Annotated in this window: 11 protein-coding genes; 6 read left to right on the top strand and 5 right to left on the bottom strand. The window is 48.4% G+C overall.

The window, feature by feature from the left end; all coding sequences use genetic code 11:
* Positions 1 to 10 precede the first annotated feature (10 nt).
* The 5 genes from ACYQ3S_RS12530 to ACYQ3S_RS12510 form a co-directional block, all read right to left on the bottom strand.
* The gene (locus ACYQ3S_RS12530; protein WP_459689528.1) at positions 11 to 859 is read right to left on the bottom strand and encodes an SDR family NAD(P)-dependent oxidoreductase; all 849 of its coding nucleotides are present in this window, start codon (positions 857 to 859) and stop codon (positions 11 to 13) included.
* 72 nt (positions 860 to 931) lie between these two features.
* Entirely contained in the window at positions 932 to 2,872 is a 1,941-nt protein-coding gene (locus tag ACYQ3S_RS12525; RefSeq protein WP_459689527.1) for an oxidoreductase, read from the bottom strand.
* 34 nt (positions 2,873 to 2,906) lie between these two features.
* Positions 2,907 to 3,737 carry an SDR family oxidoreductase gene (locus ACYQ3S_RS12520; RefSeq protein ID WP_459689526.1) on the bottom strand — a complete coding sequence of 277 codons (831 nt, stop codon included), beginning with the start codon at positions 3,735 to 3,737 and terminating at the stop codon, positions 2,907 to 2,909.
* Between the two features lie 24 nt (positions 3,738 to 3,761).
* Positions 3,762 to 5,036, bottom strand: coding sequence for an MFS transporter (locus ACYQ3S_RS12515; protein WP_459689525.1), 1,275 nt, complete (start codon positions 5,034 to 5,036; stop codon positions 3,762 to 3,764).
* Between the two features lie 26 nt (positions 5,037 to 5,062).
* Positions 5,063 to 5,449, bottom strand: a complete 387-nt coding sequence (locus ACYQ3S_RS12510; RefSeq protein ID WP_459689523.1) for a hypothetical protein — start codon at positions 5,447 to 5,449, stop codon at positions 5,063 to 5,065.
* A 791-nt stretch (positions 5,450 to 6,240) separates the two neighbouring features.
* Between ACYQ3S_RS12510 and ACYQ3S_RS12505 the strand changes: the two genes are divergently transcribed.
* The 6 genes from ACYQ3S_RS12505 to ACYQ3S_RS12480 all read left to right on the top strand — a co-directional run bounded on the left by ACYQ3S_RS12505 (position 6,241) and on the right by ACYQ3S_RS12480 (position 11,313).
* Positions 6,241 to 6,663, top strand: a complete 423-nt coding sequence (locus ACYQ3S_RS12505; protein WP_459689522.1) for a hypothetical protein — start codon at positions 6,241 to 6,243, stop codon at positions 6,661 to 6,663.
* A gap of 296 nt (positions 6,664 to 6,959) precedes the next feature.
* On the top strand, positions 6,960 to 7,280 hold the full coding sequence (locus tag ACYQ3S_RS12500) for a hypothetical protein (RefSeq protein ID WP_459689521.1): 321 nt from the start codon (positions 6,960 to 6,962) through the stop codon (positions 7,278 to 7,280).
* 155 nt (positions 7,281 to 7,435) lie between these two features.
* Positions 7,436 to 8,404 carry a viral replication protein gene (locus ACYQ3S_RS12495; protein ID WP_459689519.1) on the top strand — a complete coding sequence of 323 codons (969 nt, stop codon included), beginning with the start codon at positions 7,436 to 7,438 and terminating at the stop codon, positions 8,402 to 8,404.
* Positions 8,397 to 9,737: an FtsK/SpoIIIE domain-containing protein gene (locus tag ACYQ3S_RS12490; protein ID WP_459689517.1), complete on the top strand. Its 1,341-nt coding sequence runs from the start codon at positions 8,397 to 8,399 to the stop codon at positions 9,735 to 9,737. Before ACYQ3S_RS12495 ends, ACYQ3S_RS12490 begins: the two co-directional genes overlap by 8 nt.
* Positions 9,738 to 9,956: a helix-turn-helix domain-containing protein gene (locus ACYQ3S_RS12485; RefSeq protein ID WP_441364410.1), complete on the top strand. Its 219-nt coding sequence runs from the start codon at positions 9,738 to 9,740 to the stop codon at positions 9,954 to 9,956.
* Between the two features lie 178 nt (positions 9,957 to 10,134).
* Positions 10,135 to 11,313 carry a tyrosine-type recombinase/integrase gene (locus tag ACYQ3S_RS12480; protein ID WP_459689516.1) on the top strand — a complete coding sequence of 393 codons (1,179 nt, stop codon included), beginning with the start codon at positions 10,135 to 10,137 and terminating at the stop codon, positions 11,311 to 11,313.
* Positions 11,314 to 11,616: the final 303 nt, after the last annotated feature.

The raw sequence follows: 11,616 nt of genomic DNA, 5'->3' as shown, positions 1-11,616 counted from the left end.
TGTGTGAAAATCAAACCGTCATCATAAACCCGCCATCTACATTAATTGCCTGACCCGTAATGAAGCTGGACTCTTCCGAAGCCATAAATGCAATTACAGAAGACATTTCTCTGACAGGCGCAACTCGCTTCATCGGGACAAGGTCTTTTGCCCACGGTGCATTGTGCTCAACCGCTTCTTCGAAAGTCATACCCTCCTTCATCAGTTGCCGCAGACTCGTGCCTACGACCGGCATATCCGTTGCGAAGCCGCCCGCTACCAGGCAGTTGCTGCGAATACCATATTCGGCAACTTCCCTTGCTATCGTACGAGACAGGGTAATATTTGCGCCCTTTGCGCAGTTATAAGCTGCGGTTCCCGCTCCACCATGCTTTGCCATGACGGAAGAAATGACAATGAGGTTGCCCGATTTCTGCTCCTTAAACCGTTTGATTGCTTCCTTCGCAACATACCAGAACGAGTTTCCGTTGCTATTCTGCACCTTATGCCACATATCATAATCGAAGTCCTCAGTCAAGCAAAAACCCGGACCAGAAATGCTCGCACAGTGTACAACAACGTCGATTCTACCGAACTCCTCATCAATTTTCTTAAACATCTCTTCGACCTGAGTAACATCTGTCAGTTCCGCATAAACAGGAATGGCTTTCCCCCCCATATCCTCAATTTCTTTGACAACACTAGGAACCCCTTCCCAACCTTCAGCGATATCATCGGGATTTGTTCGCTTGCCTGGACGTCCATGTACTGCTACGATACATCCTTCCTGAGCAAGGCGCAGACACGCGTCATGTCCCATACCCAGCTTGCTGGCAGAACCTGTCACAAGAACAAACTTACCTTTCAGATCATTATACATAATAATACCTCCTGTTTTTGTATGTAAAGTCCGTGACTTTACTTTCTTGTTCAAACTTTATATATGTCTACCTCATATGATAGATGCAATCCTATATGCGCTGTGGATCGCATCACCAACACGCCGTGGATGGATAGCGTCGCCGATCACATATACGTCATCTGCCAAATCTTTCACAGAATTGTATAGACTGCTATTCGGCACCATTCCCATGGCAAGTACAATCGAATCACCCTCGATGCGGACGGGGTTCCGGTTTTTATCCAGCGCAGAGATACCCTTCTCATCAAATGCTGTAATTTTGGTATCGGTACTGAGTTTTACACCTGCACGTTTCAGCATCTCCAATACCGTTGCGCGTGTTACCGGCGAATCACTAACAACCTCTGGCATCATCTCAACGACTGTTACATTCTTACCTTGTTCGCTCAACCATATTGCGGTTTCGCAACCAACAGCGCCACCACCGGCTACGATTACATTTTCACCGACTTCAGCTTTTCCGAGAAGCAAATCAATGCCAGCGATAACATTCTTTCCATCGATTCCGGGTATATGTGGCTTCAGCGGATTTGAGCCGGTTGCCACAATAATCGTATCCGGCTTATCATTTCTGCAACAGTCCGATGTAAACTCTTCGTTAAGATGTACGTCGATATGAAGTCTATCCATTTGACGTAAAAGCCAGTTCTTAATTTCTCCAAGATCCGCCTTGAATGTAGGCACACTTGCTTCATGCAGATGTCCGCCGAGTTTATCACTTTTCTCATAGAGTGAGACCTTATGACCGCGCAAGGTCGCCACGCGGGCTGCTTCCATACCGGCTACGCCGCCGCCAATGATAATCACTCTTTTGGGGGGCGTTGCTTTTCTGAGCGGTCCCTCATCTTCGTGGCCACACTCAGGGTTAACTGTGCAGCGCACGCCGGTAATGGATTCCTTTCCAATGCAAAATTCGTTACAACGGATACAGGGACGGATATCCTCTCGCTGACCTTTTCTAAGCTTATTTACCAACTCCGAATCTGCAAACATGCTACGTCCAAAACCTACAAAATCCAACTCACCTTTTTCCAGGAATTCTTCTGCCAGCTCTGGTGTCATAGCATTGCTGCAAAGGATCGGGATATTCACCGCCTTTTTAATCTCTGCCACATTCCGCATGAAATGTGCGCGCGGCACCAACATACAGGTTGCGGAGTCCCCAGGGATCGGATTTAATGCAGCTTGCTCATAAGTGCCTCCCGAAATCTGCAACGCATCAACTAAGCCTGTCTCTGCGACTGCAATCGCTGTTGCTTTTCCTTCTTCAAACGGAATCCCACCAGGCAGATAATCCTCGCTGTTTAACCGGACAATCAAACCTATGCGTGAACCGATCACCTCACGAATCCTACGAATGGTCTCCATTAGAAATGTCATTCGGCCGTTTAGATCTCCACCATATTTGTCCGTTCTCTTATTTGTTCTTGGGGAAAGGAACTGACTGACTAAATATCCATGTGCAGCGTGCAATTCAACCGCGTCAAATCCAGCAATTACTGCGCGCCTTGCCGCCTGTGCATACGCTTCCACAAGTGCTTGGCACTCTTCCGTTGTCAACTCTTTTGGAACCGGTAACCCTGGAGATGCAATTGCGGATGGTGCTACAACAGGTAAACCAGTGTTTTCCGAACTGGTTTGACGGCCGGTATGATGCAGTTGGATGCATGCTGCGGCTCCATATGCTTTAATAGCTTCCGCCAGGTTTGCCAACCCAACGATCATTTCATCTCGATCAATTGCAAGTTGGTTGGGGAAGGATCTTCCTTCACGGCTGATGCATGCCGCACCCGTAATAATCAGACCCGCACCACCCTTGGATCTTTCCGCAAAATGATCAATTGTCTTTTTGTTTACGCTACCGTCAAGGTTCGCATAATTTCGAATCATCGCCGGCCAAATGGTTCTGTTTCGAATATGGACATTTCCAATAAGGCCCGGCTCTAAAATCTTTTCATACCGTTTATCCATTAAATATTCCCCTTGAATTAAAGAATTTTCTTCATCAGATCACGTTGAAGGCGTATTCGTCCGCTATCTCTCCGTTTTTAATCATGGCGTCCATGCCAAAATCACCGGTTAGTGTATTTCCGTTGATAAAGCTTGCCATTTGACTATTCAGAAAGACGAATGGCTCTGCCATCTCGCGAGTTTCAGCCAGGCGTTTAGCAGGTCCAGTCGTTTTTAACAGTTCGTCCTCCATTCCTGCTTCGATAAAAGCCGCTGTCATTGCGGAATGCGTGCTACCAGGCATCAAAAGATTAATACGAACCTTTTTATCGGCCCAGTATTTTACATGACTGAGCGCATAGTAAGCAATGGCTCTTTTGCTCAAAACATATCCGTCAATTCCAGTATGTTTATCTGGCTCAAGCTCCTTAATCTTGGCAATCATGCCATCCCAATCATCCGCATCTGCAACGGCCTTATATTCGTCCAAATACTCTTTCCAGCGCGCACCTGCCATGGAGGAGATAATTGCAATTGCGCCGCCCTCTTTCATTCTTTCTCCAAGATAAGCGTCTAATATATATCTGTTTCCCATAAAGTTAATCTTGAACGTCAACTCAAAACTCTGCTTTTGTCCAGAAACACCGGCTGCCGCAAAAAAAGCGTCAATTTTTTCTGGAATCTGTGCAAATGCCTTGTCAATAGATTGGCGGTCGCTTACGTCCATGGGAATATACTGTACACCTGGCAATACGTTTTCCACAACATCAAGGCCGATTACCTTTGCCCCCAAGTCTAATAACACTTCTGTCGTTGCTTTTCCCATACCGGAAGACGCTCCTGTGACTACACAGCATTTACCAGCATATCCAAAATAATCCATCATAACAATGCCTCTCCTTTATAGATTTCATGCTGTACCACGCATATCAGTTTTTTCGGCTTTCAATTTAGGGGCAGTAGCGTATGAAACTAAAATCAACGCAAGGGATACAGCCATACCAATCCCGCAAATAATGGTTGCTCTGTACCAGTCTCCGCCGTCCGCAGTGGCAATAGGCACGATGGTAAATGCCTGTATGGCTGAACCAAAAATCAGAGCCGCCGTCAGGATCGGCATGGTTAACTTATAGGCTTTCATGCCATAATAATGTGGAACCAAAAATACGCCTAAAAGCGAGGAAATACCTGTGCCGCAGCCCATCAGAATCGTGCAGATGACCATTAGCCCCATTGCCATTTTGTCCATGCCAGTAATCAGAATGATGTAGCCAATAAAAAGGGAAAAATATGTAATCAGAATGTATCCTACATATTTTATTTTTGGTAATATCTTCCCAATCAGCATCATAAAAATGGTTTGTCCTGCCATCATAATGCCCATGAACACAGAAGATAAATTTTCAGGCAGGCCTGCGCCTGTCAGCAGTAAGGTCAGATAGGTCGTCGGAGCCTGCGTACACCCCATAATCATAATAGAAATCAGTAACAGCCAGAAAGAAACCGTCTTTAAGGCCGCATTTCCGTCGATCCCGTTCAGGGCAGCCTCTGGCCCGACTTCAGTTGTAGTTTGAGAGCTTCCGTATGCCAGAGGTTTTTGTCCTTTCTGCTTTGGTGTCCGCAACATTAAACAGGAAAATCCGGAAATAATTAAAGCGACAATAAACAAAAGGCTTCCTGCCACTTTTGATCCAAGCGCTGTAGATACACCGCCATAGATAAAAAGACCTGCAGCTGCGCCAAACACATAAACCCCTGCCACATATCCGATCATTTCATCACGCCGGTCAATAAACCATATTGACACAAACTGACTAATTCCAGCCTTTGCACCGATACCGTTGCCTATACCGTAGAAAATTGCAAGCGCATAAATCAGGATTATACTATTTCCATAAATATACGCTGCTACATATGCTGCTGTTGTCGCAAAGTAAAAAACCACTGGAAAAATCGAGCCCAGCTTTTCATAAACCTTTGCGCCCAGAAATGATGCCGCGAACATAATAATGGGGTAAATTGCATTCGCGTAGGATATAGCCTGTGCGTCAACGCCTATTCTCTCCAGGGTGGAAGGAAGCGCACCCGACATAACGCCCAGAAAGAAGAATGCACCAAAGTTAGCGATTGTCAGCCATACCATCTGAGAGTAGCCACTAAACTGTTTCTTTGTAGATTCGACCATTTCCATCCCTTCTTCTTGACATAGATTCAGTTTTTATGCTGCATTTGGAATGCCCACATAATAACCGGCTTGTTGAGGCTTCGATATTTCAGCGAATGTTTCATTCCTGCCGGAATAGAAAAAAAGGCGGGTTCCGTAACTGTAACTTTCTCTCCATCAAGGAACACGTCGATTTCAGCATCAAAATCACTTATATCGTTAGGATTTCCACCAAGGAAGGCCAAGATTTCGTCCACATCATGTGCATCCTCTGTAAAAATGTCCTTGGGCATCTCTGTAAAGCAATTAAGTGAAAATACGCAGTCCATTCCAGTTTCCTCTGCATAGCAGCCCAGATACTTTTCATTAAAAAACTCGTTGGCATCCTTTATACACTCTTTGCCATGAACACACATTTTGATTCGATCATTCATTTCTTGTCTTCCTCCTATTGTGTAATTTTCAGCTATCCATATGGATAATCTGTCTTTAAATTAATAGTATTCTTCGCAGATAGCATTTTCAATTTACATTTCGAGCAAGTGTGCAGTTTATACACAAATTGCATTTTTGTATCCACTATTATTTGAGATTTTTAACAAAAATAGGCCTATTTAACAAATTATAACCAGGAAAATTAGGCATTTCCTATATAACGCATGTTACCCTACCAGAGGACATACCTGAATTTTCTGTGTAGTTTTATCGATAGTTCTAACATTATGGTAAAAATCATTTTATGATTATAAGGTTTGTGGAGGAAACCTCCACTTTACAAAGCATGGATAAAAGGATAAAATGAAATCAGGTCAGAGTAATACGTGTCAGAGTAACCCGCCCAGGGGGCAGTATGCCTGCCTGGGTTGTTCAAGAATATAACGCAGCTTTTACTGATATTTCAATTTTTGTTGTTATAGCCCATCCGGTCAAAGCGATGTGCAGTCCGGATAATTTGTCTTGGCTGCAATATGCCTTATGGGCTGTAAAACAATAAGCACAGAGCGATTAAGGACATGAAACTGTAAGGACAGTTTTATGTCCTTTTCTGCATACGGACAACAAACTTCGTTCTGAGGCCGGAGGGTCCACTGTAATACCCTCATTTTTTCCGAGAGAGGAGGAATATCTATGGTTCTTTGTATTTTTCCCGTTTTCAGATACAAGATCAACCGTCCTGTTTCTTCCCTCCGGCTCCAGAACCAGTAACGCGATCAGGATTTGGTAAGTGGATAGAGAAAAGCTTTTGGACGCCTATCGGCGCCAATACGCTTTATCTTTAGACATGAACAAAAATTTTGTGGAGCAATTTGAGACTTACAGAAAAGCAAAAGGCTGGAACTGTGCTGCTTTCTGCGATAAGACAGGCCTTGACAAAAATATCTACTACAGGCTGAAAAAGCCGGATGAGCGTTTTTCCCTGCGCATCCTCGTCACGGTCTGCGTGGCGTTCGGCCTGGATTTAGAGCAGTCAACGGCCTTCCTGCGCGCAAAAGGCAGAGCGCTCGACCCTACGGACCGGATACATTTCGCATATGCTTATCTTATCAGCAGGCACTCCGGCATATCCATAGAGGACGCCAACCAGCTTCTTGCCGTATTGCTAAGCGATTTGGATGATATCTCAAAGTATCTTTTAGGTTCGGCTTAAAGCCGAAAAGCGGCCGCATACCATGTAAAATCGGTATGCGGCCGCTTCTTATTTTCAAAAATAAAAATCTGAATTTAATACGCCGAATTGTTTCCGTTTTTTGTGCATACTATTCTTTTTTCGCGTCTTATCTTCACAAAATGTTCAAACCATCTTCTTCCGCACCTCTAAAAAGGCTGTTTTTGTCTTACTTTCAGAGACGATTTCCGCATCCGGTTTTGCTATCCTTACAGTAACAAACCGGTTTGGAAGAATATCAACATTACATCTTTTGAGAATGGAGGAGCAGTTTTACCATGAAGCTTTCCGATTTAATCATCGATCCCGCGAGCCTGGGCAAACGGTTCTGGCTGGTGGACGTTATGCCGTCGTATGCATACCAGAACGGCCAGCGCACGGATACAGTCACGGGCTACCGCTATACGGTCGCCCTGCCGGACAAGGGGCTGGACAAGATCAACGTGCGCATTGACGGCGAGCAGCGGATGGACGCGCCGGCCAGCTTTGTCGAAGTCCGTTTTGCCGAGCTCGAACCGTACCTGTACTGGTCGGGCGGCGAGTACCAGCTGGGCGCGCGTGCCAAAGGCATCTCTGCGGTAAACACTGGCAAGGGCTGACGGCACAGGGCGCAGGCCGTCAGGGGCGAGGACTTTTCCTTCCGGGGAAAGTCCCCCTGCGGCCTGCGGCCGCGCCGCCTATGCCCTAAGTTAGTATTACCTTAGGGCATGGTTGTAGCATGTAGCAGCCCATCTATCAATCGAAGGTGGTGAACATGGCAAAGAACGAACAGAGCCGCAAATACCTGCTGACGATCAACAACCCGGCAGACTGCGGCCTGACGCATGACAAAATCAAAGCGCTCGTGCAGTCACTGTCCCCCGCATACTTCTGCATGGCGGACGAGACCGCGACAACCGGCACGCATCACACGCATGTTTTTCTGTACCGCCCTTCGCCGGTGCGCTGGCACACGGTCAAAAACCTGTTCCCGACCGCGCACATTGATAAGGCATACGGAAGCGCGCAGGAAAACCGCGATTATATTCAAAAAGGCGGCAAATGGTCGGATACCGAAAAAGCCGAAACTGCGGTAACGGGCAGTTTTGTGGAATACGGGCATATGCCTGAACCGCAAAGCGAGAAAGCCCCCGAAATGTCTGCCCTGCTTGAGGACATTGCCGCTGGAAAAACGACTTCACAAATCATCCGCGAAAATCCCAAGCTGGCGTTCCGGGTGAAGGAAATCGACGTGCTGCGGCAGACGCTGCTGTCCGAAAAATATGCCGAACAAAACCGCATAGTGGAAACGCAATATCTTTATGGCGCGACCGGCACTGGTAAAACAAGCGGCATTTATCGGCGGCACGATCCGCGCGACATCTACCGCGTGACCAACTACCGAAACGGACGCGGCGTTTCTTTCGACGATTACCATGGACAGGACGTAATCGTGTTTGAGGAATTTGCGTCACAAATCCCCATCGAAGAAATGCTCAATTTACTGGATGTTTACCCGCTCATGCTGCCCGCCCGGTACAGCGACAAAGTCGCGTGCTACACCAAGGTGTATATCACCTCTAACCTACCGCTTAGCCGCCAGTATCAAGCGGTGCAGCAGTATCATCCGGAAACGTGGAAAGCCTTTCTGCGCCGCATCCGCACTTTCACCGAGTATCGCGAGAACGTCGCACCGATCACCCGCCCCGTCAGCGAATGGAGGTGGATGCTGGAAGATGGATAACCGAAAACGCGATCTGCTGGAACAGGAAACGCAGCGCAAATATCTGCTGCTTCTGTTTCAAACCGGCCTCAAAGAGATCTGGACAGACCAATACCGTCTGAAGATATTGGTGCTCTATCTGCTCATCGCGCTGCTGTTCAGCATCATCCGCCCGTGGGATCTTGCGTATAGCGGACCAGATATTTTTGATGCAGTCAGCCGGATCGCGTTCAGCCTTTGCTTTCCGTTTCTCGTGTTCGGCGGGCTGGCTGTGCTCATTCTATGGGCGGGTACGCCTTCCAAGGCGAAAATCATACAGAACAATTTGCAGCGTATCGGACTGGTCAACCACGCGGGCGAAACACCGTTGCTGGTTGCCGTCCGGACGGAGGAATCGGACGATATACGCAGCCGCATGACTGTTCTCGAGTTTTTGGCCTGCGGTGTTCCCAAGTCCGTATGGGAGGACAAGCGCGCTGATATTGAAACCGCGCTGAACATCCATATTGCAGACATTCGCGAAAGCGACGGCAAGCTCCGCATCCAGTTGTACACCGTTCCCGCCACCGACGAGCTGCCCAAACTGCTGCCATGGAAGGATGCCTATCTACAGAATACGTTTCCTGCCTGCAAGTTAGTGCTCGGCAAAAGCCTGCTCGGGCCGGTGACGCTCGACCTCAACCTCATCCCGCATGTTTTGCTGGGCGGCGGCACGGGTTCGGGCAAATCTGTGCTGCTCAAGCTGATGCTGATGCAGTGTCTCAAGCAGCCCAATGTGCAGGTCACGATCGCGGACTTCAAGGGCGGCGTGGACTTCGGCAGCCCATGGCGCAAGCATCCAAACTGCAAACTGATTCTCGACCGCAAGACGCTGCTGCGCTATCTGGATGACGTGACCGAAAAGCTGGAACAGCGCAAGGATGTGCTTGGCAAAGCCGAGCACCGGGACATCTACGACTACAACCGGCATGAGCCGATCCCCATGGATCGGATCGTGTTCGCGGTGGACGAGGTCGCAGAGATTCTGGACAAGACGGGACTCACCAAGGCAGAAAAGGAGCAGGTTGCCCGCATTGAAAACCGGCTGTCCACCATCGCCCGACAGGGGCGTGCGTTCGGCATCCACCTGTTCCTTTCCACCCAGCGGCCGGATGCTAATATCCTGTCCGGCCAAATCAAGAACAACATCGGCTACCGCATTTGCGGCCGCGCAGACAACGTGTTGTCCATGATCATTCTGGACAACACGGATGCCAGCGACAAGATCCCGCATGATGCGCAAGGACGGTTTCTCACGGGTGACGGCACGGTATTTCAAGCCTACTGGTTCGACGACACAAAGGAGATGTTCTAAATGGATAAGTTGACCTATAACGCGCCGGAGCTGGCGCTGCTGCTCGGCATCAGCCGCAGCGCAGCCTACAATCTGATGCACCGCGCGGATTTCCCGTCTTTCCGCATCGGCAAACGGTTGCTCGTCAAGCAGGACAAGCTGACCGAATGGCTGGACGCACAAGGCAAAACCACCCACGGCTATCAGCCGCCGTACCTGTTCCCAGACAGCGGCTGTTAAGTTAACAGGCAAACAGATAAACAGGCACATTGCAAAACAGGGCTGCTCGGACACGGGCAGCCCTCTTTACATAGAACAAGGAATATTTCATGTTATAGACTTAAATACCCTCTGTTCCTATGATATACTATAACTATCAACCGAAGCAGCATGTGCCGGAAAGGAGACTACGGTTACAATGGCACAAAAAAAGAAAAAACGCGAAGCTGGCAGCGGGACAATTTATAAGCGTCCCGACGGACGATGGATTGCACAATATACCTCTGGACGAGACCCAGAAACCGGCAAGCTGCGCCGCCACACCATCTATGGAAAAACGCAGCAGGAGGTCGCGGAAAAGCTGCGTGCAGCCACCTCAAGCATCGACAACGGCACGTTTCAAGAGCCGAATAAGATCACGATTGCGGAGTATGCAAAAGAGTATATGCAGAGCCATGTTTCCACACTCGCCCCATTTACCCAGCGGACGTATGAAAAAAATTTGCGGATTCATATTCTTCCTGCGCTGGGTAAAAAGAGGCTGACTGATCTGACGCATCGGGAAGTGCAGCGGTTCGCCGCGTCGCTTGGAGCAACCGGCAAAGGCTTAGCGCCCAAAACCGTGCATACCGTATTGGGGACGCTTCACGCCCTGCTGACCGCCGCCCAGCGTGACGAGATCATTATCCGCAACGTCGCCGACAAATGCACCCTGCCTCGCGTTACGCAAAGCCGGGCAAAGGCGATCACTTCCTCGGAACTGTCCCGTTTCCTGAAAGCGATCGAGGACGACGAGTTTTATAACATCTTTTTCCTCGATATCTTTTCCGGCCTGCGGCAGTCTGAAATCCTCGGTCTGCGCTGGGATGATATCCTGTGGGAGAAAAACAGCATCGTTATTCGGCAGCAGCTTCAGCAGAAACATGAACGCGGCTCGTTCGACTACTACCTCACCCCGCCGAAAGAAAACAAACAGCGGTGCATTGTACTCGCCGCAAGCGCTATCCGCATCCTGCGGAAGCAGCACCGCAAGCAGCAGGAGCAAAGGCTGCTCGCTGGTGAGCTGTGGGACAATGCGTTCGATCTGGTGTTCACCAATGGCTTCGGCCGCCCGCTCAACCATCAGACGGTATATAAGCATCTGAAAAAGGCATTGCAATCCTGCGACATGGAAAACTATACCTTCCATTCGCTTCGTCATTCATTTGCGACGATTTCGATCGAAAACGGCGACGACATCAAAACCGTACAGACCAATTTAGGGCATTTCGCACCGGCGTTCACGCTCAAGACCTACGCCCATGTCAGCAATCAGATGCAGCAGAGCAGCGCCGCCAGAATGGAGGAACTGATCGCCAGTTTGCCGGTAGCAAAATAGCCGCAAACCCGCACTGCGTCTGGCTTTGCAGACCCCATTGCAGTCAAGATTGCAGTACAAATTTTTGAAAACGCCGAAAAAGTTCTAATTTTTCCCCACACAAAAGAAAAATCGCACTTTTCTTTCTCAGAAAAGTGCGAAATTCTGGCGGAGACGGAGAGATTTGAAGACGAGAATCGAATTATTTTTCGTTCAACTATGTCTATATTTTCCCTTTATAACCAAAAAAGATAACATAAGCAACCACTTAGTCCACATGGATTCCGTTGCTGAAATTTCTTAAGGGGTAGCGAAAGGGGGAAA

This window comes from Agathobaculum sp. TL06 (assembly GCF_054658635.1).
This window is presented reverse-complemented; position numbering and strand designations above follow the sequence as displayed.